The following is a 22,068-nucleotide window of genomic DNA, read 5'->3' as shown; positions in this document are numbered from 1 at the left end:
CGATGTCGAATCGTGCGGGGCTTTTTCATTGCCGCCCGCTACGCCGCGCCCGCGCTCAGCGCTGCCCGAACCAGCGATCGAAGCGCCGCGTGTAGTTCAGATCGACGCCCTGGAACGTGCCGCCGTACGCGGACACCGACCAGAAGCGCGTCAGGTTGATCGTCGCCTTGAACGCGTTGCTCGCCGATTGCAGCCCCTGCTCGAAGCCGAGCACGAACCGCTCGTTGATCGCCTTCGACACCAGCACGACCTGCGGATCGGTGAGGCCGACTTCACTGCGGCCGACCGACACCTCGTCGAGTCCGAAGGTCTGCGCGACGCGCTTGCCGGTCACGCTGCCAAGCAGCCCGAGCGCGGCCGTCATCGCCCCCTGCTGGCCGACGTTGTTGCCCTGATCGGTGCCGTGCCCGAACAGCAGCCACGACAGCTTTTCGTTGTCCGTGACGTTCGGCTCCGACACCAGCTTGGCCGTCGGCGACTGGATCGTGCCCGTCACCTGCACGCCGGCCTCGACCTCCTGGTTGCGCCGCATCGCGAGGATGTTGACGCCCGGGTTCGACACGGGGCCGTTGAACGTGAAGAAGCCGTTCTCGACCGCGAGCTTGCGGCCGAACGTCGTGTACGTCGAGCCTTCGGTCACGCGCACGTTGCCGACCGCTCGCAGCGGCACGCCCGGCGCGCTCATCACGGTGATCGTGCCGCGCAGCCCGAGATCCGCGCCGTGGCCCTTGAAGCGGAAGTTGTTGCCGAGACCGACGTCGATGTTCGCGCGCGGCGCCAGCGACGGCGCCGGCTTGTTTTCGACCGGCTTCGGCTTCGCGGCCGCGGTGCCGGTCGGCGTCTCGCCGCGCACCGTGCCGTCCGGCTGCACGATCACGACGTCGTCGGACAGGTGCGGCGCCGATTGCTCGGGCAGGTCGAACAGCGCGCGGTCGACCACGAACTTGCCGTCGATCGACAGCGCGCCGCGCGGCCCGTCGTTCGCGACGGTGGCCTTGCCCGACAGCGACAGCTTGCGGTCCGGCGCCGCGAACAGTTCGAGCTTGTCCGCGACGATGCTGGCGGTCAGGTCGGGCGCCTCGCCGTCGAGGCGCACGCGGCCGAGCGCGCGCAGCGTGCCGTCGCCACCGTGAAATTCGACCTGCTGGAATTCGACGAGGTTGTCCGACAGCTTCACGCGCACGATGCCGTCCTTCAGCTGCACGCCCTGGTCGATGAGCGTCGCGGAAAGGTCGTCGCCCGTCAGCGTCCCCGACAGGTTCGGTTTCACCGGCGTGCCGGAGACCGTCAGCTTCAGCGCCGCGCGCCCGCCGAGCAGGTAGCTCGGCCCGAACAGGTTGCCGGTGGTCTTCAGCGCGGGGATGTCGGCGTCGATGCGGCCCGACAGCGGACCGTCGTCGACGATGCCGAACACGCCGTCGCGCAGCGCGAACGGCACCGCGACGTTCGCGTCGAGCGTGCCGATCCGGCTCGCCTTCGCGAGCGCCGTCACGTTGAGCCGGTTGCCGGACGCGAAGCTCGCGCGTGCGGACAGATCGGTCAGGCCGAGCGACGCGATGCCGCGCCCGGTCTCGATCGTCACGTCGCCGCCGCGGCGCTTCGCCTGCACGTACCCCGTCGCGTTCGCGCCGAGCGAGAAGTCCCAGTCGGCATCGAGCACGACGTCGGTCCGCACCGGCGGCCGCTGGCCGGTCAGCGCCTGGCGAACCTCGAGGAAACGCGCGACCGACGCACCGGTCACGGCGCCCGCCGAGCGCATCTGGCCGCGATCGAACACGAACGATTTCAGGTCGATCGCCGCGCCTTCGAGCGTGAGCCGCGTCGCGCCGAGCGTCACGCGCCCGGCGCCGGCCGAGATCGTCAGCGGCGCCTGCAGCGCGAGCGCCGGCGTGCCGCGATTCGCGAGACGCGTGACGGTGCCGTCCCAGCGCATGCCGTCGCGGTTCTCGACCACGCCGCCGTTCGCCGCGAGCGTCAGGTCGATCACGCGGCCGCCGGCCACCCCGAGCGCCGCTGCGTCGAGCGTGTGCTTCGCGCGCGTGCCGTCGAGGTTCGCGCGCAACGACTTCAGCTTGAACGAGCCGAGCGCGATGTCGGCCGCGTCGGCCGTGAACACGAGTGCGCCGTGTGCGCCGTCGCGGATGTCCGCGCGGCCCTGCGCGGTACCGATCCGGTTCGAACCGACGACGACGTGCTCGGCCTTGTAGGTGGCCGTCACGTTCGGATGCGCGAAACTGCCGGTCAGGTCGCCCTGCGCCTGCACGAGCCCTTCGACGCCGAAGCCGAGCCGGTCGAGCTGCGGCGCGTCGACGACGAAGCGCAGCCGGTCGCCGGGCGCGCCGAAGCTGCCGCGCAGGTCGACGTGGTTGCCGGCGATCGACAGGGTCGCGTTGCTCGGCAGGATCCGCGAGCCGGCGAGCTGCACGACGCCGGCGCCGGTCAGCGGCACGCCGTCGTACAGGCTGTCGGCGAGCTTGAAGGTCGCCTTCGTCGAGACCTGCGGCGCGAATGCGCCCGACGCCGTCAACGTGCCCGACACGCGCGTCTCGCCGCGCTTGGCCGGCGCCTTGGCGGCCTTCGCCGGCGCCTTGCCGCCGCCCGCCTTCGGTGCGCCCGTCGCGGCGAGCAGCAGCGGATCGAAGGCGGTGAGCGTCGCCTTCGCGTCGTAGCTCGAATGCGCGTCGTGGCGGAATACGCCGGTCAGGTCGATGCGCCCCTTGGCCGCAGTCACGCGCGTGTCGGTCAGCACGGTCTGCTTCTGCGTCAGCGCGACCTTGGCGCGCGCGCCGAGCGCGAGCTTCGGGTCGTTCAGGTCGAAATCGACGGTCGTCGCATCGCCCGCAAGCGTGACGCCAAGCGGGCCGCCGAGGCGCATCGGTCGCAGTTCGGCGACGAACGCGTTCAGGTCGAGGTTCGCGACCTTCATGTCGAAGCGGCCCTTGCCGCCCGCGAGCGTGCCGCCGCCCGTCACGCTGCCGTCGCGGATCAGCTTCAGCGCGAGGCCGTCGATCCGTTGCGCGTGCGCGTCGAGATGCACGGTCGCATGCGCGTCGATCAGCGGCAGCAGATGATCGCCGAGCGTGCCTGGCTTCGCATTGACGATCGACACCGGGCCCGTCACCGCGAACCCTTTCGCCGGAGACGAACCTGCTGGCGCGGTCACCGGTGCGAGTTCCGCGCGCACCGCGAGATCGGCCGCCGGGGCGCCGGGCGAAAGCGCCTGCGGGTTTACGTGATCGAACGCGAGCGTCGCGCGCGTGAGCGGCACGGCGCCGAACGGCGCGGCCTCGACGTGCGCGCGCCCGTTCAGCTTCATCCCGCTCGCATCGACCTCGGCGACGAGCGCCTCGAGCGAGCCCGACACGCGGGCCCGCGCGTCGACCGCTTCGTCGGACAGCTTGCCTGCATAGGTGGCTTCGCCCGTCAGCGCGAACGGCTTCACGCCGTCGAGCTTCGCACGCGCGGTCAGCGCGCCGTACGGCGTGTCGACGCCGTCGAGCACGAGTTCATGATGACGGCCGTCGCTGCGGCCGTTCAGCGCGAGATGGTCGAGCTGCGTCGTCGAACCGCCTTCGTGAATGGCGAGGCGATCGACGCGCAGGTCGTCGATCCGCACCTGCAGCGGCAGGCTCAGGTCCTGCGGCATCGTACTCGGCGTCGACGGCCCCGGCGCGATCCGCACGTCGATCGTGCCGGCGCGCAGATACGCGACGGACAGCCGCCACGGCGCGCGCGTCAGTGCCCAGCGGCCATCGAGCCGGTCGATGCGAACCTCGGTGCCGGTGCCGTCGGGGCTGGTCCACGCGAACCCGCGCAGGCGCACGCCGGTCGCGAGCGAGCCCCCTTCGAGCGTGCCCGCGAGCCGCGCGCCGAGCACCTTGCCGGCCGCCTGCCACGCGAGCCGCGTCCCGCGTTCGGTCGTCACCGCGCCCAGCACGAGCCCCGCCGCCAGCACGACGAGCAACACGACCGTCGCGAGCGTCCACGCGACGACACGCCACGCGCGGCCGCGGCGCGGCGCGCGCGGCGGCGTGTCGGGCGCGCCGTCGGGCGAATCCGGATCGTGAGGCGGCGGCGTGTCGTTCGGGTCCTTCGTCATGCGGTTCGTCGTGCGGGTCGTCGTCAATAGGACGGCGGGTTCAGAAAGCGATGCCGAGCGTCAAATACGGGCGCACGCTGTGGTTGCGCAACCCGTACGCGACGTCGACGTTGATCGGGCCGACCGGGCTGCGCCAGCGCGCACCGACGCCCACGCCCGGGTAAAACACGCGCTCGCCCCACGCATCGGTCGCGGTGCCGATGTCGAAGAACGTCGCGGCGCCCCAGTCGCGGTTGAACCAGTGCTGGTATTCGGCCGTGCCCGTCACCAGGTACTTGGTCGGCAGAACGGAGCCGTCGACGCTGTTGCCGATGCTCTGGTAGCCGTAGCCGCGCACCGAATTCGAGCCGCCGGCGCGGAACAGCAGCGACGCCGGCACGCCGGTCGAGCTGCCGCTGGTAAACACGCCGCCGAGCTCCGCCCGGAACACGAACAGGTCGCGCTTGCCGATCGGCAGGTACTGCTGCCCGCGCGCGTAGCCGCGGATGAAGGTTTCGTCGGCCAGCGCGCCCTTGACCGCGAAGCCGGCCTCCGCGTGAATCAGGTTGCCCGAGCGCGGAAACAGCGGATCGTCGACGTTGCGGCGGGTCCACGCCCATTGCGGCACGAGCGCGCGGCTCGTGGTCGGCCCCGCGCCGTTCTGGTCGAGCCGGTCCTGGTAATACATCAGCGAATACGAATAGTCGATGAACTGGCCGGTGCGCGTGCGCTGCACGCCGACCCGCGCGCTGTAGATACGCGTGTCGGACACGTTGGTGTTCGTGTACGACGCGAGCACGCTGTTGGTCCAGCCCTTCTCGCCCGGCGGCATCGACAGCTGGACCTGCCCGTACTGCTGAATCTGGTCGAGCCGGCCCGACACGGTCAGCGGCCACGCGGCGCCGAAGGTGTCGAGATACGTATAGGAGCCTTGCACGTGCGGCCCCGTATCGGTGGCGAAGCCGACGCCGCCGCGGATGTTGTTGTACGGGAACTCGCTGACCTTCACGTGCACGGGCGTGCGCTCGGGCTTCGACGTATCGTCGCCGACGTCGATCGCGACGCTCGCGTAGTACGGCGTGTTCTGCAACTGCCGCTGCAATTCGTTGATCCGCCGCACGTCGTAGATCTCGCCTTCCGACAGCGGATTGACGTTCGTGACGATCTTTTCCGGATAACGGCGCACGCCGTCGACGTCGACCTTGCCGATCGTGAACGTCGGGCCGCTGTCGAACGTGACCGCGAGCGTCGCGCGCCGCGTGCGCGGATCGATGCGCGCCTCGGACGACGCGATCTTCGCGCCGAGATAGCGGCGCGCCTGCAACTGCCGGAGCGCCGCACTCTTCGCGTCGTCCCAGTCGGACTGCGTGAACGGGTCGCCCGGCTTCATCGAGAACGCGAAACGGGTGGCCGTCTCCTGCGCCGGATCCTCCGTTTCGACGGGCCCCTTGAACGCCAGGTCGACCGTCGACACGACGGTCTGCTTCCCCGGGTCGACCGCGATGCGCACGTCGCGCTTGCCGTCGCGGGTGCGCACGTCGGTACGCACGACCGGCGAGAAATAGCCGGCCGTCGCGGCCAGGTCGCGCACCTGCTGCGGCGTGGCGGTCACGAGGAAGTCGAACTGGTCGTCGCTGATGTCGTCGCGCTTGGCGAAGCGGGCGATATCGAGATGGGTCTTGAGGAGCTTGCGGATCGAGCGCGGCGCGTCGATGTCGACGTCGTACTTCGCGTGGGCCGGCAGCGCGAAGCACGCGGCCAGGCAACCCGCGAGGGCCGCCCGCGCGACGCGGGCCGCGGCGCCGGCGCGATCGCGTGCCGCGCGCGGGCCCGCGTCATGCGCCGTGTGTGCTTGCTGGTTCGACTGCCCCGCCAAATATGACCTCGCCGTCCTGGATCGTTACGGTTTCGTGGAAAACCCTGTATTTGACCACAGGGCGCGGGCGTCGCAGCCAAACGATTGTGAAAGAATGCCAGCGCCCGACAGGGCCGCCGCCCAATGCCCGCCGGCACCGCCCGCGGTTTCGACGCGCGATTGGCGCCGGCTGTTCCCCGCGATGCGGTAAAATCCCGCCATCGCGAATCCGGCGCATCGTGCGCCGCCCGAAACGGAAGATCCAGCCATGCCGTACCAGTCCGACGTCACGCAGTTCCTGAACCAGCTCAAGCAGCAGAAGCCGACGCTCGAGGAAGAGCAACGCAAGGGCCGTTCCCTGTTGTGGGACAAGCAGCCGATCGATCTCGACGAGCGCGCCGAGCAGCAGGAATCGCGCGTGAAGCAAACGCCGTACGTCTACTACCAGAACTTCTGACGACGTGAGCGCCGCCGACGAGGCCAGCGCCGCCCGGCAGGACGACGCGATCGCCGCGCCCGCGGGCGCCGATTCGACGCCCGACACGGTCGACGGTGTCGCGGCCTTCGCTCGCCTGTACGGCGAGCCGCTCTTCAAGCTGCCGCAGGATCTCTACATCCCGCCCGACGCGCTCGAAGTGTTCCTCGAGACGTTCGAAGGCCCGCTCGACCTGCTGCTGTACCTGATCCGCAAGCAGAACTTCAACGTGCTCGACATCCCGATGGCGCAGGTCACCGCGCAGTATCTGGGCTACGTCGACCAGATCCGCACGTCGAATCTCGAGCTGGCGGCCGAATACCTGCTGATGGCCGCGATGCTGATCGAAATCAAGTCGCGGATGCTGCTGCCGGTCAAGAAGGCCGACACCGGCGAGGAAGCCGAGGATCCGCGCGCCGAACTCGTGCGCCGGCTGCTTGAGTACGAGCAGATGAAGCTCGCCGCGCAGCGGCTCGACCAGTTGCCGCAACTCGGCCGCGATTTCCTGCGCGCCGAGGTATATATCGAGCAAAGCGTCACGCCGCGCTTTCCCGACGTGAATTCGGACGATCTGCGCGCCGCGTGGGCGGACGTGCTCAAGCGCGCGAAGCTCGTCCAGCATCACAAGATCTCCCGCGAGGAGTTGTCGGTGCGCGAACACATGAGCCTGATCCTGCGCCGGCTGCAGAACGCGCGCTTCATGGAGTTTGCCGACCTGTTCGACACGTCGCGCGGCGTGCCGGTCGTCGTCGTGAACTTCATCGCGATGCTCGAACTCGCGCGCGAATCGCTGCTCGAGATCACGCAGGCCGAGCCGTTCGCGCCGATCTACGTGCGCCTCGCGTACCTGCCTGCGTAAGGGCCGCCCCCCCGCCGCTTCCCGTTCCCGGTTCGTTCCGACGCTCGCCGCTGCGCCGCGGCGGACGACCATCCGGCGGATGGTCGGCACGCCCCGATAAAAAGTGAACGATCGTTCTTTTATCGGTGCGTGCCGCGGCCAAATCCTCTACAATCCGCCGACGCCCGATGCGCCGCCCGCGCGCCGGCGTTCTCCGCTTCGACCCCGACGCCGCTGCCGCGGCGTCAACGCGCGCCTGCGCGAGGAACCCGTTACCCGATCATGAAAGTCATCAGCTCGATCCAGGAACTGCGCGACCAGCTGCGCGGACAGAACCGCACGGCGTTCGTGCCGACGATGGGCAACCTGCACGAAGGGCACCTGTCGCTGATGCGTCTCGCGCGCCAGCACGGCGACCCGGTCGTGGCGAGCATCTTCGTCAACCGGCTGCAATTCGGCCCGAACGAGGATTTCGACAAGTATCCGCGCACGCTCCAGGACGATATCGAGAAGCTGCAGCAGGAAAACGTGTACGTGCTGTTCGCGCCGACCGAGCGCGACATGTACCCCGAGCCGCAGGAATACCGCGTGTTGCCGCCGGACGATCTCGGCGGGATTCTCGAAGGCGAATTCCGTCCGGGCTTCTTCGCCGGCGTGTGCACGGTGGTCACGAAGCTGATGTCCTGCGTGCAGCCGCGCGTCGCCGTGTTCGGCAAGAAGGACTACCAGCAGTTGATGATCGTGCGCCGGATGTGCCAGCAGCTCGCGCTGCCGGTCGACATCATTGCGGCCGAAACCGTGCGCGACGAGGACGGCCTTGCGCTGTCGTCGCGCAACCGCTACCTGACGACCGACGAGCGCAAGGAAGCGCCCGAACTGGCGAAAACGCTGCAGCGCGTGCGCGACAGCGTGCTCGGCGGCGAACGCGATCTCGGCAAGCTCGAGCGGCACGCGCACACGCACCTGGCCGAACGCGGCTGGCTGCCCGACTACATCGCGATCCGCCGCCGCGCGAACCTGATCGCACCGAGCGCCGCCGAACTCGAAGCCGGCGAGCCGCTCGTCGTGCTCGCGGCCGCGAAGCTCGGCGCGACGCGCCTCATCGACAACCTGGAAATCTGACGGGCGGCCCGCCCGCGCCTCTCACGACGCCTCACCGGAGACACCATGCAGCGCCACATGCTCAAATCGAAGATCCACCGTGCGGCGGTCACGCACTGCGAACTGCATTACGAAGGTTCGTGCGCGATCGACGAAGACCTGCTCGAAGCGGCGGGCCTGATCGAAAACGAACGGATCGACATCTGGAACATCAACAACGGCGAACGCTTCTCGACGTACGCGATCAAGGGCGAGCGCGGCAGCGGGATGATCTCGCTGAACGGCTCGGCCGCGCGCCGCGCGCAACTCGGCGACCTCGTGATCATCGCGGCGTTCGCGATGGTCGACGAAGCCGAACTGCAGGCCGGCTGGAAGCCGAAGCTCGTGTTCATCGACGACGGCAACCGGATCAAGGGCCATCGGGACCACGTGCCGACGCAGAGCTGGAGCTGATCCGCGCGGCCGCCGGCGTGTCGTGACACGCCGGGTGTCGCCGCGATGCGGCGGGCGCCCGGCGGCCAACACCGAGCCGCCACATACGTACGGAGGGCCTGATTCGGCGCGATGCCGGATCAGGCCCTTTGTCCGTTTGACGGAATCCGCCGCGCGCTCGCCGTCTGCGGCGCGGCCCGCGCGCGAGCGGGTCAGGACGCTTTCGCGGCCTTCTCGGCCTTCGGCATGCGGCGCTCGGCCCATTCGACGATCGGCCGCCACTGTTCGAGATCCTTCTCGACGCGGCTTTTCGCGACATCCCACAGCGTCAGGCCGTGCGCGGCGATCTGCACGTAGTTCTGCGTGTCGCGCACGTAGCCGAGCACCGGCAGGCCGAGCCCTTCGACGAACCGGTGCAGTTGATCGGACGAGCGCGTGCGGGCGTCGACCCGCATCCCGACGATCCCGACCTCGACGCCGCCCTTGCGCACGGCCTTCTCGCCCGCGAGGCGCTCCAGAAACTGCTGGGTCGCGAGAATATCGAACATCGACGGCTGCAGCGGCACGATCACCTTGTCGGCCAGTTGCAGCGCGACGTTGAGCCGCGTGCCGTGCAGGCCGGCCGGCGTATCGATCACCGCATACTCGAGGCCGCGCGGCGGCTTCGACGGCGCGTCCGGATCGAGATTCCACGCCTCGATCGTCGGCAAGCCGGCCGGCCGCAGGTCGAGCCACGCATGCGCGGACTGCTGCCGGTCCAGGTCGGCCAGCGCGACCCACGCGCCCTGTGCCGCGAAATAGCCGGCTAGATTGGTGGACAGCGTGCTCTTCCCCACGCCGCCCTTCGGATTCGCCACCACGATGACCGTCATGAATTCCCCCGAAAAAGCCGCGCGGCGCCGGCCGCATGGCAGGCGCCGCTCGATTGCGGATACAGGGAGCGATGATATCGGCAAACGGGGTGTCACCGGAACCGGTCGCAGCGAACCGCGAACCGCTTTCGTGCGCGTTCGTTCACATTACGCGGGCTGGTCCGCGGCCTCCGCTGCGCCGATCGCGAACGCGCCGCCGCCCAGCAGGGCCTGCACGGCCAGCGTGACGGCCCAGAACGCCGGATATTCCCAGCCGCCGTGCGGCGACGAGAAGCTCCAGCCGTTCGGCAGATGCGCGGCGAGCGCGCCGAGCATGAACGGCAGCAGCACCAGCGCGGCGATGCGCACGCGGAACCCCGCGAGCAGCGCCAGCCCGCCCGCCAGTTCGACGAACGTGGTCAGGTACGCGAGCCAGCCCGGCAGGCCGATCGACGCGAAGAACTGCGCGGTGCCGGGCAGCGTGAAGACGAATACTTTCTGCGCGACGTGCGCGAGGTACAGCACGCCGAGGGCGACGCGCAGCAGCGTCGCGGCGAAATCGTTCAGGCGGTTGGCGTTCATGACGGCTTCCTTCGGGAGTGGATGGGAATGGATCGCACTCTATTCGAATCGATTCGGCCGATAAACACGCCATGTCGCTTAAATTGATTCCATTTCGGAACGAATTGAAGCGAAAAAAAGGGCATGACCGATCATGCCCTCCGTCCTGCTCAGTAACCGCTCTTGCCTTGCGTTGCATCGCCGCCGGACTGGCCGCCGCCCGGCGCATACGAATCGCACGCATGCGCCGCCGACGACGCGCCCAGCAGCGCCGCAAGCAGCACGCTCCACCACCACCGAACCTTCATCGTCGCCCTCCTTCGGGCGGACCTCCGCCCTCCTCCGTTGTACGCGATCGGACGGAAAAAGCGAGGGCGAACCGGCTCGCCGTCACCGAAACTCGGCGTACAGCGCGTCGAGGTCGAGATGCGCGGCGAACGTGTCGGCCAGCCGCTCGAGGGAAGCCTCGCGCAGCGCCGGGTAGTCGATGCGCGCCGCCCCGTCGAGCCCCGCCCAGGCGAGCAGCGCCGTGCAGGCGTCGGGCGCGTCGAACAGCCCGTGCACATAGGTCGCGAGGATCTGGCCGTCGGCCGACATCGCGCCGTCGGGACGCACGCCATCCTGCGCGGCATCGGCGGCCAGCGTCAGCGCGGGCGTCGCGAGCGCCGGCCCGCGCGTGTCGCCCATGTGGATCTCGTAACCGCGCACGGCCGCCTCGCCCGGCAGCGCGAGTTGCCCGGTCACGTTCTTCAGCGTCTTGTCGGGTTGCAGCGTCGTGTCGAAATCGAGCAGCCCGAACCCCGGCACGCTGCCGGGCGCGCCCTCCAGGCCGAGCGGATCGTCGAGCGTGCGGCCGAGCATCTGCATGCCGCCGCAGATGCCGATCACCTTGCCGCCGTAGCGCAGATGACGCCGGATCAGCGCTTCCCAGCCCGCGTCGCGCAGCCACGCGAGGTCGCGCTGCACGCTCTTCGAACCCGGCAGGATCAGCAGGTCGGCGTCGGGCACGGGGCCGCTCTTCCAGTACGTGAACTCGACCTGCGGATGCGCGCGCAGCGGGTCGAAATCGGTGTGGTTGCTGATGCGCGGCAGCGCGGGCACGACGACGCGCAACACGCCGGCATCGCCGCGTGCGGCGGCGCTGCGCGCCTGCGCGGGCAGCATGTCCTCCGCGTCGAGCAGCAGCCCGTGCAGGTACGGCAGCACGCCGAACACCGGCTTGCCCGTCCGGGCGCGCAGCCAGTCGAGCCCAGGTTCGAGCAGCTTGAGGTCGCCGCGGAAGCGGTTGATCACGAAGCCGCGCACGCGCGCGCGCTCGCTGTCCGACAGGCAGGCGAGCGTGCCGACCAGATGCGCGAACACGCCGCCGCGATCGATGTCGGCCACGAGCACGACCGGGCAGTCGACGCGCTCGGCAAACCCCATGTTCGCGATGTCGCCGTCGCGCAGGTTGATCTCGGCCGGGCTGCCGGCGCCTTCGACGATCACCGTGTCGTACCCCGCCCGCAGGCGCGCATACGATTCGAGTACCGCATCGAACGCGACCGGCTTGTAGTCGTGATACGCCCGCGCGTCGAGGTTCATGCGCGCCTTGCCGTGAATGATCACCTGCGCGCCGCGGTCGCTCGTCGGCTTCAGCAGCACCGGATTGAAATCCGTATGCGGCGCGACGCCGGCGGCCAGCGCCTGCAACGCCTGCGCGCGGCCGATCTCGCCGCCGTCGACCGTCACCGCGCTGTTGAGCGCCATGTTCTGCGGCTTGAACGGCGCCACGCGTGCGCCGCCGCGGCGCGCGAGGCGGCACAGGCCCGCAACGAGCGTGCTCTTGCCCGCGTCGGACGTCGTGCCCTGGATCATCAGCGTGCCGCGCGGCCGCGGCTCGGGTGCATTCATCGTGTCAAAGGTCGTCGCGAAGCAAAGGCGGCATTATCGCCCGCGGCGGGTCGCGCGCGCCGTTACAATCACGCGATGATTCCGCACGACCTCACCTTCGTCCTCGGCGGCGCGCGCTCGGGCAAGAGCGCGCATGCCGAGCGGCTCGCCGCCGACAGCGGCCGCCCCGTCACCTACATCGCGACCGCGACCGCCGCCGATGCCGAATTCGCGCAGCGCATCGCGCATCATCGCGCGCGCCGGCCGGCCGCCTGGGGGTTCGCCGACGCACCCGTCGATCTCGCCGGCACGCTCGCGCGGCTCGACGATCCGCACGCGTGCCTGCTCGTCGACTGCCTGACGCTGTGGCTCACGAACCTGCTGTGTCCCGCCGAAGGCGAACCGCTCGACGACGCGCAGTACGCGGCGCACGTCGAACGGCTCGAGCACGCGTTGCGCGGCGCACGCGCGAAGGTGATCGTCGTCAGCAACGAGATCGGGCTCGGCGTCGTGCCGCTCGGGTCGGTCACGCGCCGCTACGTCGACGAGCTCGGGCGCCTGAACCAGCGCGTCGCCGCGCTCGCGACGCGCGTCACGCTGCTGGTTGCGGGGCTGCCGCTCGACCTCAAGACGGGCGCGCAGCCATGCTGATGTTGTCGCTGCCCGTCGTCGCGATGCTCGCGGTCGCGGCCGCGATCGTCGACCGCGCAATCGGCGAGCCGGCCGGCTGGCATCCGCTCGTCGCGTTCGGCCGCGTCGCCGCGCGCATCGAAGCCGCGCTGAACACGGGCCGGCGCGGCCGCCTAGTCGGCGTCGCCGCATGGCTCGCGGCGGTCGTGCCGCCGGTGGCCGTCGCGGCATGGCTCGTCTGCTTGCTGCCGTGGCCGCTCGCGGCTGCGCTGCACGTCGCGCTGCTGTGGTTCGCGCTCGGCGCGAAGAGCCTCGCCGACCACGTCGCACCGATCGCCGCCGCGCTGCTGCGGCGCGACCTCGACGCGGCGCGCACGCTGACCGCACGCATCGTGTCGCGCGACACCGGCAGCGCGGACGAAGGCGCGCTGTCGCGCGCGGCCGTCGAATCGGCGCTCGAGAACGGCAACGACGCGATCTTCGGCGCGCTCTTCTGGTTCGTCGTCGCGGGCGGTCCCGGCGCGTTGCTGTTCCGGCTCGCGAACACGCTCGACGCGATGTGGGGCTATCGCACGCCGCGCTTCCTGACCTTCGGCTGGGCCGCCGCACGCATCGACGACGCGCTGAACTGGATGCCCGCACGCCTCACCGCCGCAAGCTACGCGCTGCTCGGCGACACCGCCGCCGCGTGGCGCTGCTGGCGCACGCAGGCGCGCCACTGGGACAGCCCGAACGCAGGCCCCGTCATGGCCGCGGGCGCCGGCAGCCTGAACGTGCAGCTCGGCGGCCCGGCCGTCTATCACGGCGAGCTCGAGAATCGCCCGATGCTCGGCACCGGCGCCACGGCGACTGCCGTCCACATCGTCGCCGCGCTGTCGCTCGTCACGCGCACGCTCGCCCTGTGGCTCGCGCTGCTGGTCGCGAGCGGCGCACTCGTCATGGCCACCCATCATGTCTGATTCATCCATCGCGCACGGCGGCAACCTGCACGAAGCCGCCCGCCGTCACGGCATTCCGTACGACGCGTGGCTCGACCTGTCGACCGGCATCAATCCGGCGGGCTTCCCGGTGCCGCCCGTCCCGGCCGACGCGTGGCGCCGGCTGCCCGACGACGGCGACGGCCTCGCGGCCTGCGCCGCGCAGTACTACCACGCGCCCGATGCCGCGCACGTGCTGCCGGTCGCCGGCAGCCAGGCCGCGATCCGCGCGTTGCCCGGGTTGCTGCCGGCCGGCGACGCCGGCGTCGCGGCGCTCGCGTACGGCGAATATGCGCCCGCGTTCGCGCGCCACGGCCATCGTGTCGTCGCGCTGGACATCCGCGCCGATACGCTGCCCGCGACGCTGCGCCACGTTATCGTCGGGAATCCGAACAATCCGACCGCCGAGTTCGTGCCGACCGCGCGCCTGCTCGGCTGGCATGCGCAACTGGCGACACGCGGCGGAACGCTGATCGTCGACGAAGCGTTCGCCGATACTGGCGCCACGCCATCGCTCGCGCCACAGGTCGATCGTCCGGGCCTCGTCGTGCTGCGCTCGGTCGGCAAGTTCTTCGGGCTCGCCGGAATTCGCGCGGGCTTCGTGCTCGCATGCCCCGACCACGTCGTCGCGTTGCGCGACAGGCTCGGCGCGTGGACGGTCAGCGGTCCCGCACGCCACGCGGTCGCCGCGGCGTTCGCCGATCGCGCATGGCAAGCTGCCGCCCGCGAGCGGCTCGCGGCCGACGGCGAACGACTGTCTGCGCTGCTGCGCGCACACGGCTTCGCGGTTCGCGCAACGCCGCTCTTCAGCTGGACCGACGATCCGCGGGCCGCGGCGCTGCATGCGGCGCTCGCGGCGCGCGGGATCTGGACACGGCACTTCCCGAACCCGTCGAGCGTGCGCGTCGGCCTGCCGGGCAGCGAAGCCGAATGGCGGCGCCTCGGCGACGCGCTCGCGCATTGCGTGCCGCTGCTGCAGCAGGCCTCGGCATGAGGCCACGCCTGTTCCGCCCGTTCCGCCGGCTCGCACCGGCCGCACTGCTGGCGGCGCTCGCTCACGCGCCGCTCGTCCACGCCGATGTCGCGACGCGCGACGACGCCGGCAATACGGTCACGCTGCCCGCGCCCGCGCAGCGCGTGATCAGCCTCGCGCCGCACGCGACCGAGCTCGTCTACGCGGCCGGCGGCGGCGCGAAGCTCGTCGGCACCGTCACGTACAGCGACTATCCGGCCGCCGCGCAAGCGGTGCCGCGCGTCGGCGACAACAAGGCGCTCGATCTCGAACGAATCGCCGCGTTGAAGCCCGACCTGATCGTCGTCTGGCGGCACGGCAACGCCGAGCGGCAGACCGATGCACTGCGCGCGCTGCACATCCCGCTGTTCTTCAGCGAACCGAAGCATCTCGACGACGTGCCGTCGTCGCTGCGCCGGCTCGGCACGCTGCTCGGCACGCAACCGACCGCCGATGCCGCCGCGGCGACCTTTGTGCGCGACCTCGCGGCACTACGCGCACGCTACGCGGCACGCCCGCCCGTCACGCTGTTCTTCCAGGTGTGGGACCGCCCGCTGACGACGCTCAACGGCACGCACCTGATCGACGAAGTATTCGAACTATGCGGCGGCCGCAACGTATTCGCATCGCTCAAGCCGCTCGTGCCGACCGTCACCGACGAGGCCGTGCTCGCGGCGAATCCGGAAGCGATCGTGACGACGAGCGCCGGGGCGACCCGTTCGACCGAACCGCTGCCGAGCCTCGCGCGGTGGCGTGCGTGGCCCGCGCTGACGGCCGTGGCGCGCCACAACCTGTTCGCGATCGACGGCGATCTGCTGACGCGGCCGTCGCCGCGGATCGTGCAGGGCGCAGCCGCGCTGTGCGAGGATCTGGATGCCGCGCGTGCGCGGCGGCCGGCGCGCTGATTGCCAGCGGCTGGCGCATTCGTCGCGCACCGATGCCGGATGCGTGCGGCGCCCGAGACGGATCGAACGTGCGCGGCGTCGTTCACTGCGAACGCACGTGCGCCTATGCGTCCCAGTGCACGACTTCCCATGCTTGCGCGTCGTCGTTCGTGCGCAGCCAGACGGCCCCGCCCGTCGGCACGGGCCGCGACAGCAGCGTGTCGAGCGGCACGCGCAAGACATGCGACGCGAACGCGCGGATCACGCCCGCATGCGTGACGACCCAATGCGCGCCGCCGAGCGCCGCAATCGTATCGGCCTGCCGCGCGACCCGTTCGACGAATCGCGCCACGCTTTCTCCGCCGTGCGCGCAGGCATGCATCAGGTCGGCCGCCCACGCATCGAGTGCCGCGCGGTCGATATCGTCCCAGCGCTGCATTTCCCATGCGCCGAAATCCATTTCCTGCCAGTCTGCATCGCGCCGCAGCGGCACGTCGAATGCCCGCGCGAGCCGTTCGGCAATCGACGCGCAACGCGCGAGCGGGCTCGTCCAGACCCGTTCGGGTAACGGCGCGCCGAGTGTCGACAGATGCGCACGCACGGCCTGCGCGCCGCCGTCGGCCGATGCGGCGAGCGGCACGTCGCTGCGCCCGTAGCAGATGCCCGGCTCGATGCCGACGGCCGGATGACGGATCAGGACGACGTCCATCCGAGCACCATGAGATAGATCGCCAGTTCGCCCAGTTGCTGCGCGAAACCGAGACAGTCGCCCGTATAACCGCCGATCCGCTTCACGAAATAGCGGGCCAGCCATGCGCGCACCAATACGAGCGCCACGCATGCGGCGACGCCCATGCGCCAGTCCGGCCAGAACAGCCACGGCATCCCGAACGCCGCCGCGATGCATGCCGCGCGGGCGCGCATGCGTTGCGCCACCGGCTTCGCCTTGCCTTCGGCTCGCACGTAGTCGAGCGACATCAGCAGGCTCACGGCCATCGCGCGGCTCGCCGCATGCGCGGCGATCATCGTCCATGCTGCGCGCAACGGCAGCATCGACGTCAACGCCTGCCATTTCAGCCCGAGCGCGATCACGAGCGCGACCGCGCCGAACGTGCCGATCCGCGAATCGTGCATGATGCGCAGCACGTCGTCGCGCGTGTAGCCGCCGCCGAACGCATCGCAACTGTCGGCAAGGCCGTCTTCGTGGAATGCGCCGGTCGCAAGCAGCGTCGCGGCCATCGACAGCCCGACCGCGATCGACGCGGGCAGCGCGCGCAGTGCGACGAGATAGACCAGCGCGCCCCATGCGCCCACGCACGCGCCGACGAGCGGGAAATAACGCGCGGCCTGGTCGAGGTCGCCGGCCGCGTAGCCGATCGAGCGCGGCACGGGCACGCGCGTGAAATAGCCGAGCGCGACGAAGAAGTAGCGCAGTTCGGCCCGCATGCCGCGCGCGCGCTCAGGCATCACGATCGTCGACGCCGGCGGACTCGAAACTCGCCATCTCGCCGAGGAACGCGGCCGCCGCGCGCACGAGCGGCAGCGCGAGCGCGGCGCCCGTGCCTTCGCCGAGCCGCAGGTCGAGCGCGAGCAGCGGCTTCGCGCCGAAATGCTCAAGCATGCGCCGGTGGCCGGCCTCGTGCGACGTATGCGAGAACACGCAGTAGTCGCGCACGCCGGTCGCGATGCGCTCGGCGACGAGCAGCGCGGCGGTCGCGATGAAGCCGTCGACGAGGATCGTCATCCGCTCGCTCGCGGCCGCGAGGTACGCGCCCGCCATCATCGCGATCTCGAAGCCGCCGAACGTCGCGAGCACGTCGAGCGGCGCGATCGCATGCGCGTGCTTGACGAGTGCGCGGCCGAGCACCGCGCGCTTGTGTGCGAGACCCTGATCGTCGAGCCCCGTGCCGCGACCGACGCATGCATCGATCGGCACGTCGAGCAGGCGGCTCATCAGGCAGGCGGCCGACGACGTGTTCGCGATCCCCATCTCGCCGAAGCCGATCGTGTTCGTGCCCAGCGACGCGTGCAGGCGGACGCGGGCCGCGCCGGCGGCCAGCGCCGTCATCGCTTCTTCGCGCGTCATCGCCGGTTCCGTCGCGAAGTTGCGCGTACCGCGCGCGACCGGCAGCGACACCAGCCGGTCCGACGGCGGCAGCGGCGACGCGACGCCCGCATCGACGATCTCGAGCGTGCTCTGCGCGACGCCCGAGAACGCGTTGATCGCCGCACCGCCGGCCAGGAAGTTCGCGACCATCTGCGCGGTCACCGTTTGCGGATAAGGACTGACGCCTTCGGCCGCGATTCCGTGGTCGCCCGCGAACACGATCGTCACGGGACGCTGCACGACCGGCCGCTCGGTACGCTGGATCAGCCCGATCTGCAGCGCGAGCGCCTCGAGCTGGCCGAGGCTGCCGGGCGGCTTGGTCTTGTGGTCGATCACATGTTGCAGGCGCGTGCGCAGCGCGTCGTCGAGCGGCGCGATCGCGGGCGGGAAATGGGTCGGAGTCGTCATCGAGGAGCCGTGTCGTGGGCGCGGCATGCGCCGCGCATCGGAAAAATCGGAACAGGAACGGTCATTGTCGCGCAGGCCATGCCGGCAGCAGCGCATCGCGGCCGTTCTCGCGGATCAGCACGAGCGGATAGCCGAACGCGTCGCTCGCGCGCTCGGGCGTCAGCACGTCGTGCACGGGGCCGGCCCACGCATGGCCGCGGCCGTCGAGCAACAGCGCATGCGTCGCGAAACGCCGCGCGAGGTTCAGGTCGTGACACGAAAACATCACCGTGCGCGGGCCTGCCGCGAGCCAGGCGGCCAGCGCGGTCAGGCAGTCGATCTGGTGATGCAGGTCGAGATGCGCGAGCGGTTCGTCGAGCAGCATCAGCGGCGCATCCTGGCACAGCGTCGCGGCCAGCGCGACGCGCTGCCGCTCGCCGCCCGACAGCGACATCACGTCGCGCGACGCGAGCGCGCTCAGGCCGAACGTCGCGAGCGCATCGCGCACGGCCGTGCGATCGCCGTCGCGCTCCCAGCCCCAGCCGCCGAGATACGGAAAGCGGTTCAGCAGCACCGTGTCGAACACGGTCGCGCTGAACGCATCGTGCAATTGCTGCGGCATCAGCGCGCGGCGCCGCGCGAGTTGCTCGGGACGCCACGCGGCAAACGGCCGGCCGTCGATCTCGACGTGTCCGCCGGCCGGCAGCTGCAATCCCGCGAGCGTGGCGAGCAGCGTCGTCTTGCCCGCGCCGTTCGGTCCGGCCACGCACCAGATCTCGCCGGGGCGGAACGCCTGCGTGAAGCGCTCGAGCAGCGTGCGCGCGCCGGCCTTCAGCGTCAGATCGACGGCCATGTAGCGCATGTCGCGGGCAGCGGCATGCGGTGCGGCGGTGCCCGTCATCGCATCGGCCTCCTCAGCAACATCCACAGGAACATCGGCACGCCGATCAACGCGGTCATCGCGCCCACCGGCAATTGCGCGGGCGCGATCGCGGTGCGCGCCAGCAGGTCGGCCGCCATCACGCCGCCGCCGCCCGCAAGCATCGCGGCCGGCAGCAGCATCCGCTGGTCGTTGCCGAACGCGAGCCGCAACGCATGCGGCACGACGAGCCCGACGAAGCCGATCGTGCCGGCCGTCGTCACGGCGGCCGCGGCGGCCAGCGACGCGACGAGATAGATCCGCACGCGCAGGCGCGCGACCGGCACGCCGAGCGCGAGCGCGGTCGCGTCGCCGCGCAGCAGCACGTTCAGTTGCGGCGCGGCGGGCAGCGCGACGCATGCGCTGAACAACAGCGCGCCCCACGCGAACCACGGCGCCGTCGCGCCGTTCAGGTCGCCCGTCAGCCAGAAGATGATGCCGCGCAGCCGCGCGTCGGGCGCGAGCGACAGCAACAGCGTGACGAGCGCGCCCCACCCCGCCGCGATCACGACGCCCGTGAGCAGCAGCCGCGGCGATGCGTCGCGCGATTCGCCGCGCCACAGCTCGCGCCTCGCGAGACCGAGCACGAGGGCGACCGATACGAGCGAACCGATGAACGCCGACGCGTCGACGAGCCACCATGCGCCGCCCGCGATCATCGCGACGAGCGCGAAGCCGGCCGCGCCGCCGGACACGCCCAGCACGTACGGCTCCGCAAGCGGATTGCGCAGCAGCACCTGCAACAGCGCGCCGGCCAGCGCGAGCAGCGCGCCGCACGCGAAACCCGCGAGCGCGCGCGGCAGGCGCAGCGTCCGGACGATATCGGCAAACAGGGTGTCGCCGCCGTGCGGCACGAGCGACGCGAGTGCCTGCCACGGCGACATCGGCACGCTGCCGATCGACAGCGACGCGACGAACAGCAGTGCGACCACGACGGCCAGCGCGGCCCAGATCGCGGCGGCGCGCGCGGCGCTCATGCCGCGCACGGCCGCACGCACGACGCGCGGCACATCCGCTTGCGGGAGCCGGCCGGGCGCGACAGGGGCGCGTGGCGGACGATTGGGGTCGGCATCGAAGAAACGTTCCGTGAAGCATTACGCGCCCCGCTTCCCCGCAGGTCGCGCGTCATGGAACCCGTGCGGGCTCCCCGTCTCGGCCGGTATCCGGGCTGGCGGCGGTCCGGCTCGCCTTCCCGCGCGATGACGCGCAGTGGCCCGCGCCCGCATGCGACCTGCACGCGGAACGCGCCCGAGCCGGCCTGCGTCACACGACGCGGCCGCTTACCGTTGCGGGGGCAGCGCAGGTCGGCGCGCTCGTGGAGCCCGCATCCTGCTTCCCGTTTAACCGCGCGTCCTGCGCGCGAGCACCGAGGCGGCGCCAGTTTAGGAGCCGGTCGCGCGAGCGTCAAGGAAGCGTCCGGACCCGCGCGGGACGCGCCTATTCGCGGCAAGAAGCAGGGGTGTTACGACTGGAAACGTTACAGATGTCGGATTGCGCGTTATTCCGCGCTAAAATGCTGGGTCTTTAGAGGACGCAGCAAATGCTCAACGAACTCGAAACCCTATCTCAAAATATTGGCCGTCTGATTTCGCTGAACAAGCGCTATCACTCGGAACGGCTCGCGCTCGAGGAGCAGGTCGCGCAATTGCGCGCAGAAGCGGACACGGTCCGCGCGGAACTCGCGCAGCTGCGCGACGAACGCAATGCGCTCGCGGCCGAGCGCGACACGTTGTCGGCGAAGATCGACGACGCCCAGGTGAAACTGAACGCGATCCTCGAAAAGCTGCCGCGCTCGAAGGGCGCGGAGCAAGCCGACAACCAGCTCGACCTGCTGGATGCGCAGGCGCGCACGGATGGCGATGACGCGGCCAGCCACGGAGAACATGCATGAGCACCAAGCAGATCGAAGTCTCGATTCTCGGTCAGCCCTATCGGCTCGCCTGTTCGGCCGAGACCGAAGCGGCGCTGCTCGAAGCGGTCGCGCGCGTCGACGCCGAAATGTCGAAAATCCGCTCGAACAGCTCGGTGCGCGGCACCGATCGCATCGCGGTGATGGCAGCGCTGTCGCTTGCATCGGAATTGCTGCGGCTGCAAACGAGCGTGCGGCATGGTGAAGCATTTCCGGCGGAGGAAATCCGTCGTACAATGCACCAGATGAACGAACAGCTCGGCGCGGTGCTCGCACAGCACGAGACGCAGTAACGTTTCAAACGATGCGTCGATTCCCCTTGATCTCGACGGTCAACGGTGGTCAAATTGGCGCATCGAATCACAGTTCAGTCAGCTTCCCTGCCTGGTTCGCCAAGGTCATATATTCCTTGAACCAATGCCATGTGCACGGTTGCGGAAATTTGTAGCACGGGCGCGCGCGTCACTCTGTCTGATGTACCCGAAGTGCTGCTAACTGCGACCAATTCTGAACCTCAGGTTCAGGATGCCGGCCTAGCGGCCAAGGTGGGGGCCTATCCAACGGCATCGGGCAAGTCCCGGTGCCGTTTTCTTTTGTAGCAGCCTTTTCTGCGTCGACCACGACCATGCAATACTGGCTGATGAAGTCCGAACCGGACGAAGCAAGCATCGACGATCTCGCCGACGCACCGCAGCGCTCGCTGCCGTGGACCGGCGTGCGCAACTATCAGGCGCGCAATTTCATGCGCGACACGATGAAGATCGGCGACGGCGTGCTGTTCTATCACTCGAGCTGCCCCGAGCCGGGCATCGCCGGGCTCGCCGAAGTCTCGTCGACGCCCTACCCCGATCCCACGCAGTTCGATCCAAAAAGCCCCTATTACGACCCGAAATCGACGCAGGAAGCGCCACGCTGGCTGCTCGTCGACGTGCGCTTCGTGAAGAAGTCGCCGCTCGTGCCGCTCGCCGCGCTGCGCGAGCACGACGAGCTCGCCGACATGCGCGTGCTCGCGCGCGGCAACCGGCTGTCGATCACGCCCGTCACGCGTGCGGAATGGCGATTCATCACCGAAAAGCTGATGAAGTAGGCGCGCGCCAAAGGTCAAATCCGGTCAGTACGCGCGACCGTAACGGAACTCGCGGCACTTTCGCGCAGCCTAAGCAACCGCAGTCGGCCGAAC

At 70.0% G+C, this 22,068-nt stretch carries 22 protein-coding genes, 1 other RNA gene and 1 riboswitch; of the genes, 12 read left to right on the top strand and 11 right to left on the bottom strand.

The features are described from left to right. Positions 1–55 precede the first annotated feature (55 nt). Positions 56–4,099 carry a translocation/assembly module TamB domain-containing protein gene (locus WT24_RS26435; RefSeq protein ID WP_060036309.1) on the bottom strand — a complete coding sequence of 1,348 codons (4,044 nt, stop codon included), beginning with the start codon at positions 4,097–4,099 and terminating at the stop codon, positions 56–58. Positions 4,100–4,139: 40 nt separating this feature from the next. Then, a complete protein-coding gene (locus WT24_RS26430; protein ID WP_060036290.1) occupies positions 4,140–5,954 on the bottom strand; it encodes an autotransporter assembly complex family protein in 1,815 nt (604 codons plus the stop codon). Between the two features lie 247 nt (positions 5,955–6,201). On the opposite strand from WT24_RS26430, the gene WT24_RS26425 reads away from it, so the two are divergent. The 4 genes from WT24_RS26425 to panD all read left to right on the top strand — a co-directional run bounded on the left by WT24_RS26425 (position 6,202) and on the right by panD (position 8,800). Next, positions 6,202–6,390, top strand: a complete 189-nt coding sequence (locus WT24_RS26425; protein ID WP_009692996.1) for a DUF3460 family protein — start codon at positions 6,202–6,204, stop codon at positions 6,388–6,390. Positions 6,391–6,394: 4 nt separating this feature from the next. Beyond that, positions 6,395–7,267 (top strand): ScpA family protein, encoded by an 873-nt coding sequence (locus WT24_RS26420; protein WP_012329011.1) that lies wholly within the window; start codon positions 6,395–6,397, stop codon positions 7,265–7,267. 261 nt (positions 7,268–7,528) lie between these two features. Continuing rightward, a complete protein-coding gene (panC, locus tag WT24_RS26415; protein WP_060036289.1) occupies positions 7,529–8,368 on the top strand; it encodes a pantoate--beta-alanine ligase in 840 nt (279 codons plus the stop codon). A gap of 45 nt (positions 8,369–8,413) precedes the next feature. Next, positions 8,414–8,800 (top strand): aspartate 1-decarboxylase, encoded by a 387-nt coding sequence (gene panD, locus WT24_RS26410; protein WP_059504814.1) that lies wholly within the window; start codon positions 8,414–8,416, stop codon positions 8,798–8,800. Between the two features lie 191 nt (positions 8,801–8,991). Here panD and WT24_RS26405 read toward each other — a convergent pair whose 3' ends face one another. The 4 genes from WT24_RS26405 to WT24_RS26395 form a co-directional block, all read right to left on the bottom strand. Next, positions 8,992–9,651, bottom strand: a complete 660-nt coding sequence (locus WT24_RS26405) for a ParA family protein (protein WP_060036288.1) — start codon at positions 9,649–9,651, stop codon at positions 8,992–8,994. Between the two features lie 147 nt (positions 9,652–9,798). Continuing rightward, positions 9,799–10,212 carry a DoxX family protein gene (locus WT24_RS26400; protein WP_060036287.1) on the bottom strand — a complete coding sequence of 138 codons (414 nt, stop codon included), beginning with the start codon at positions 10,210–10,212 and terminating at the stop codon, positions 9,799–9,801. Between the two features lie 149 nt (positions 10,213–10,361). Next, positions 10,362–10,499, bottom strand: a complete 138-nt coding sequence (locus tag WT24_RS35005; RefSeq protein ID WP_179949398.1) for a hypothetical protein — start codon at positions 10,497–10,499, stop codon at positions 10,362–10,364. Positions 10,500–10,581: 82 nt separating this feature from the next. Next, positions 10,582–12,084, bottom strand: coding sequence for a cobyric acid synthase (locus WT24_RS26395; protein ID WP_060036286.1), 1,503 nt, complete (start codon positions 12,082–12,084; stop codon positions 10,582–10,584). 75 nt (positions 12,085–12,159) lie between these two features. Here WT24_RS26395 and cobU point away from each other — a divergent pair, with 75 nt between their 5' ends. From cobU to WT24_RS26375, 4 genes are read left to right on the top strand one after another with little or no spacing between them, the layout of a single operon-like run. Then, a complete protein-coding gene (gene cobU, locus WT24_RS26390) occupies positions 12,160–12,714 on the top strand; it encodes a bifunctional adenosylcobinamide kinase/adenosylcobinamide-phosphate guanylyltransferase (RefSeq protein ID WP_059504806.1) in 555 nt (184 codons plus the stop codon). After that, positions 12,708–13,652: an adenosylcobinamide-phosphate synthase CbiB gene (cbiB, locus tag WT24_RS26385; RefSeq protein WP_060036285.1), complete on the top strand. Its 945-nt coding sequence runs from the start codon at positions 12,708–12,710 to the stop codon at positions 13,650–13,652. The genes cobU and cbiB overlap by 7 nt, the downstream gene beginning before the upstream one ends. Continuing rightward, complete coding sequence (gene cobD, locus WT24_RS26380; RefSeq protein ID WP_060036284.1) at positions 13,645–14,664, top strand: threonine-phosphate decarboxylase CobD; 1,020 nt, start codon at positions 13,645–13,647, stop codon at positions 14,662–14,664. Before cbiB ends, cobD begins: the two co-directional genes overlap by 8 nt. Continuing rightward, positions 14,661–15,587, top strand: coding sequence for a cobalamin-binding protein (locus WT24_RS26375; RefSeq protein WP_060036283.1), 927 nt, complete (start codon positions 14,661–14,663; stop codon positions 15,585–15,587). Before cobD ends, WT24_RS26375 begins: the two co-directional genes overlap by 4 nt. A gap of 103 nt (positions 15,588–15,690) precedes the next feature. Here WT24_RS26375 and cobC read toward each other — a convergent pair whose 3' ends face one another. From cobC to WT24_RS26350, 5 genes are all read right to left on the bottom strand, one after another. Beyond that, positions 15,691–16,275: an alpha-ribazole phosphatase gene (gene cobC, locus WT24_RS26370; protein WP_060036282.1), complete on the bottom strand. Its 585-nt coding sequence runs from the start codon at positions 16,273–16,275 to the stop codon at positions 15,691–15,693. Next, a complete protein-coding gene (locus WT24_RS26365; protein WP_060036281.1) occupies positions 16,260–17,033 on the bottom strand; it encodes an adenosylcobinamide-GDP ribazoletransferase in 774 nt (257 codons plus the stop codon). The genes cobC and WT24_RS26365 overlap by 16 nt, the downstream gene beginning before the upstream one ends. Further along, entirely contained in the window at positions 17,026–18,081 is a 1,056-nt protein-coding gene (cobT, locus tag WT24_RS26360) for a nicotinate-nucleotide--dimethylbenzimidazole phosphoribosyltransferase (RefSeq protein ID WP_060036280.1), read from the bottom strand. The genes WT24_RS26365 and cobT overlap by 8 nt, the downstream gene beginning before the upstream one ends. 61 nt (positions 18,082–18,142) lie before the next feature. Continuing rightward, a complete protein-coding gene (locus WT24_RS26355) occupies positions 18,143–18,961 on the bottom strand; it encodes an ABC transporter ATP-binding protein (RefSeq protein ID WP_060036279.1) in 819 nt (272 codons plus the stop codon). Beyond that, on the bottom strand, positions 18,958–19,956 hold the full coding sequence (locus WT24_RS26350; RefSeq protein ID WP_060036308.1) for an iron ABC transporter permease: 999 nt from the start codon (positions 19,954–19,956) through the stop codon (positions 18,958–18,960). The genes WT24_RS26355 and WT24_RS26350 overlap by 4 nt, the downstream gene beginning before the upstream one ends. Before the next feature lie 159 nt (positions 19,957–20,115). Then, positions 20,116–20,365: riboswitch (cobalamin riboswitch) on the bottom strand. Positions 20,366–20,519: 154 nt separating this feature from the next. On the opposite strand from WT24_RS26350, the gene WT24_RS26345 reads away from it, so the two are divergent. From WT24_RS26345 to WT24_RS26330, 4 genes are all read left to right on the top strand, one after another. Then, positions 20,520–20,870 carry a hypothetical protein gene (locus tag WT24_RS26345; protein WP_059504792.1) on the top strand — a complete coding sequence of 117 codons (351 nt, stop codon included), beginning with the start codon at positions 20,520–20,522 and terminating at the stop codon, positions 20,868–20,870. Beyond that, positions 20,867–21,181 carry a cell division protein ZapA gene (locus WT24_RS26340; protein WP_006478091.1) on the top strand — a complete coding sequence of 105 codons (315 nt, stop codon included), beginning with the start codon at positions 20,867–20,869 and terminating at the stop codon, positions 21,179–21,181. Before WT24_RS26345 ends, WT24_RS26340 begins: the two co-directional genes overlap by 4 nt. An 81-nt stretch (positions 21,182–21,262) precedes the next feature. Further along, positions 21,263–21,444: non-coding RNA, 6S RNA (gene ssrS / locus WT24_RS26335), on the top strand. Between the two features lie 69 nt (positions 21,445–21,513). After that, positions 21,514–21,975, top strand: coding sequence for an EVE domain-containing protein (locus tag WT24_RS26330; RefSeq protein ID WP_060036278.1), 462 nt, complete (start codon positions 21,514–21,516; stop codon positions 21,973–21,975). Positions 21,976–22,068: the final 93 nt, after the last annotated feature.

The sequence above is a fragment of the Burkholderia sp. MSMB1078WGS genome (genome assembly GCF_001528895.1).
Lineage (GTDB): Bacteria > Pseudomonadota > Gammaproteobacteria > Burkholderiales > Burkholderiaceae > Burkholderia.
The sequence above is the reverse complement of the archived record's forward strand: the minus strand, read 5'-3'. Positions and strand labels throughout refer to the sequence as shown.

What these genes read in the sequence shown, in the direction of transcription:
- WT24_RS26435 (WP_060036309.1), bottom strand. Translation starts at nt 4,099, where the DNA reads ATGACGAAGGACCCGAACGACACGCCGCCGCCTCACGATCCGGATTCG.
- WT24_RS26425 (WP_009692996.1), top strand. Translation starts at nt 6,202, where the DNA reads ATGCCGTACCAGTCCGACGTCACGCAGTTCCTGAACCAGCTCAAGCAG.
- panC (WP_060036289.1), top strand. Translation starts at nt 7,529, where the DNA reads ATGAAAGTCATCAGCTCGATCCAGGAACTGCGCGACCAGCTGCGCGGA.
- panD (WP_059504814.1), top strand. Translation starts at nt 8,414, where the DNA reads ATGCAGCGCCACATGCTCAAATCGAAGATCCACCGTGCGGCGGTCACG.
- WT24_RS26405 (WP_060036288.1), bottom strand. Translation starts at nt 9,651, where the DNA reads ATGACGGTCATCGTGGTGGCGAATCCGAAGGGCGGCGTGGGGAAGAGC.
- WT24_RS26400 (WP_060036287.1), bottom strand. Translation starts at nt 10,212, where the DNA reads ATGAACGCCAACCGCCTGAACGATTTCGCCGCGACGCTGCTGCGCGTC.
- WT24_RS35005 (WP_179949398.1), bottom strand. Translation starts at nt 10,499, where the DNA reads ATGAAGGTTCGGTGGTGGTGGAGCGTGCTGCTTGCGGCGCTGCTGGGC.
- WT24_RS26395 (WP_060036286.1), bottom strand. Translation starts at nt 12,084, where the DNA reads ATGAATGCACCCGAGCCGCGGCCGCGCGGCACGCTGATGATCCAGGGC.
- cobU (WP_059504806.1), top strand. Translation starts at nt 12,160, where the DNA reads ATGATTCCGCACGACCTCACCTTCGTCCTCGGCGGCGCGCGCTCGGGC.
- cbiB (WP_060036285.1), top strand. Translation starts at nt 12,708, where the DNA reads ATGCTGATGTTGTCGCTGCCCGTCGTCGCGATGCTCGCGGTCGCGGCC.
- cobD (WP_060036284.1), top strand. Translation starts at nt 13,645, where the DNA reads ATGTCTGATTCATCCATCGCGCACGGCGGCAACCTGCACGAAGCCGCC.
- WT24_RS26375 (WP_060036283.1), top strand. Translation starts at nt 14,661, where the DNA reads ATGAGGCCACGCCTGTTCCGCCCGTTCCGCCGGCTCGCACCGGCCGCA.
- cobC (WP_060036282.1), bottom strand. Translation starts at nt 16,275, where the DNA reads ATGGACGTCGTCCTGATCCGTCATCCGGCCGTCGGCATCGAGCCGGGC.
- WT24_RS26365 (WP_060036281.1), bottom strand. Translation starts at nt 17,033, where the DNA reads ATGCCTGAGCGCGCGCGCGGCATGCGGGCCGAACTGCGCTACTTCTTC.
- cobT (WP_060036280.1), bottom strand. Translation starts at nt 18,081, where the DNA reads ATGACGACTCCGACCCATTTCCCGCCCGCGATCGCGCCGCTCGACGAC.
- WT24_RS26355 (WP_060036279.1), bottom strand. Translation starts at nt 18,961, where the DNA reads ATGACGGGCACCGCCGCACCGCATGCCGCTGCCCGCGACATGCGCTAC.
- WT24_RS26350 (WP_060036308.1), bottom strand. Translation starts at nt 19,956, where the DNA reads ATGAGCGCCGCGCGCGCCGCCGCGATCTGGGCCGCGCTGGCCGTCGTG.
- WT24_RS26345 (WP_059504792.1), top strand. Translation starts at nt 20,520, where the DNA reads ATGCTCAACGAACTCGAAACCCTATCTCAAAATATTGGCCGTCTGATT.
- WT24_RS26340 (WP_006478091.1), top strand. Translation starts at nt 20,867, where the DNA reads ATGAGCACCAAGCAGATCGAAGTCTCGATTCTCGGTCAGCCCTATCGG.
- WT24_RS26330 (WP_060036278.1), top strand. Translation starts at nt 21,514, where the DNA reads ATGCAATACTGGCTGATGAAGTCCGAACCGGACGAAGCAAGCATCGAC.